Origin of the sequence: Nonomuraea sp. NPDC001636 (assembly GCF_040298265.1) — a bacterium.
Taxonomy (GTDB): domain Bacteria; phylum Actinomycetota; class Actinomycetes; order Streptosporangiales; family Streptosporangiaceae; genus Nonomuraea.
Genome location: NZ_JBEOZT010000086.1, coordinates 1 through 1,906, shown reverse-complemented (window position 1 = coordinate 1,906; position 1,906 = coordinate 1). Strand labels below are relative to the sequence as shown.

Annotated in this window: 2 protein-coding genes and 2 pseudogenes; 1 reads left to right on the top strand and 3 read right to left on the bottom strand. The window is 66.4% G+C overall.

The genetic code is table 11. The features are described 5' to 3' along the window. Window positions 1–181: pseudogene (locus tag ABT158_RS51105) on the top strand (IS3-like element ISRhosp5 family transposase); the annotation flags it as partial. 86 nt (window positions 182–267) lie between these two features. Here ABT158_RS51105 and ABT158_RS51100 read toward each other — a convergent pair. The 3 genes and pseudogenes from ABT158_RS51100 to ABT158_RS51090 all read right to left on the bottom strand — a co-directional run. Further along, window positions 268–750 (bottom strand): hypothetical protein, encoded by a 483-nt coding sequence (locus ABT158_RS51100; protein WP_352366741.1) that lies wholly within the window; start codon window positions 748–750, stop codon window positions 268–270. Beyond that, entirely contained in the window at window positions 747–1,385 is a 639-nt protein-coding gene (locus ABT158_RS51095; protein ID WP_352366739.1) for a transposase, read from the bottom strand. The genes ABT158_RS51100 and ABT158_RS51095 overlap by 4 nt, the downstream gene beginning before the upstream one ends. A 61-nt stretch (window positions 1,386–1,446) precedes the next feature. After that, window positions 1,447–1,679 (bottom strand): annotated as a pseudogene (locus tag ABT158_RS51090) (transposase); the annotation flags it as partial. Window positions 1,680–1,906 lie beyond the last annotated feature (227 nt).

Below are 1,906 nucleotides of genomic sequence, written 5' to 3'. Positions count from 1 at the left end.
CGAGACTTTGAAGGGTGCACATGGCTGGCCCGATGCCCGCACCGCCCGCCTGGCCGTGTTCGGCTGGATCACCCGCTACAACACGATCCGGCGGCCCTCCCGCCTCGGCCAGCTCAGCCCGATCGACCTCAGCCCGATCGACTACGAGAAGACGACAGATAGCCTGAAGTCTGCCGCTTGAAATCGGTGTCCACGTTTATGGGGGAAGCCCCTATCCCTGCACGGTGCCTCCGTGGCTGTCGTGCATCAGCCTGCTGTCGGGATCGGTTACATTGCGCCGGGCGACCGGGCGCTCGCTCCTGGCGGTGATGCCGCGCGGCCCATGCCTGCCCCCTCCCGGCACGGGTGACAGATCAGCCTGCATGTCCTCAGCGGGAGGTGCGGCCTTGCGTGCTCGGGCGGTGGCCAGTTCCCGTTCGGCCCGGGCCCCCACCGCTTGGCTCGGGCCACCTGCTGACCGCGATTCTCATCGAAGCTGAACGGCCCGAGATGCGGCTTGGGTCCCTGACCGGCCTCGAACTGGCGGATCTGCTCGCGCACCACCGCGATCCGCTCGCGTTTGGCCGCGACCTCCTCGGCCAGCCGGTCTCGGGCTGCTTGCAGCCTCGCTTCGGCGATCGCCACAGGATCGGCCCCCACCGGTCGAGACCCCACGTCACTGCGGCCGGCCCGGGTCGCCTCAAGGAATGCGAGTTCCTTGGCCGCCGCGGACTCGGCATCCAGCCCACGCTCGGCCTCCTCGGCAATCACCTCAGCCAGCGCCTGCTGATCCGCTCTTCCCGATCACGCCGAGCCCGTAACTGCCGCGGCGTCTCCTCACCGCCCTCGCCCGCCCCAAGCCCAGTGTCCTCGGCCGCGTCCTCCGCCGCGGCCCGTGTGAGGATCTCATCGACCTGTTGCTGCAGCCACTGCCGACGGCAGCTGGCCTTCTTCGCCGCGATCGCCGCGATCTTCGTGCCGTCCACAGCGATGACCCCGAGCCGTCCCAACCCGGCCCTCGCACAAATCAACAGCATCTGCGTGAACAGATCCCGCACCGCGTCCTGATGCCGCTGCCGGAACCGAGCGATCACCGTGTGATCAGGCGCCTGCAGCCCACAGATCACCCGCATCGCCACATCCGTCCGGCACGACCGCTCGATCTGCCGCGACGAGCGCACCCCAGCCGAGTACGCATAGATCAGCAGCGCCAGTAGCATCCGAGGATCATAGGCCCGGCGGCCCGGACCGCTCTGGACATGCCGAGCCTCCAGCGCAGTGACGTCCAGATGTTCGACCACCTCGAGCAGCACCCACACCACATGGTCGTCGGGAAGCCATTCACGCATATCCACCGGCAGCAGAAACTGCTGATCCCGATCAACCCGTCGGAAGCCTCTTGCCACCCACCCATACAAGGGTCAACCAGATCACCAAGCCCCCGGCACCCAAAGATCGTTTTCAAAAAGCAACAGCCACCGTGCCGGCGCGGGTGTCCCACTCGCGCTCCCGTAGCCGTTGCGGGAGTTGGTCCGCTCGTCGCTGCGCTCGCCATACGGCGCCCCGCACAGGCCGTCGGCCTCAGCCGACATCAACGCCTCGGCCATGGTCTTCACCATGGATCGCAACAAGTCGGGGTCGCCGGTGTCGATCTGCTGCGCCAGCCACTGCCCGGGCGTCACACTATTGTCCGCGGCCATCGCTTTGATCTCCTTCTTGTTCGCACTCGAGGGATCACGCGATGGCCGTGTTCATTTCACGGCCGCCACGCTTGTGACCAGGTCAAACTCGTACACCACTCGCGTGGACGCAACCCCGACACGACCGGGACTGTGAATCGCCCCGAATTTGATGGAGACCTCAGCGGTTGATTGCGATGGGTTCGTTGGGGTGGTGTTGAGCGTAGTAGAGACCCTCGAACTCCTCT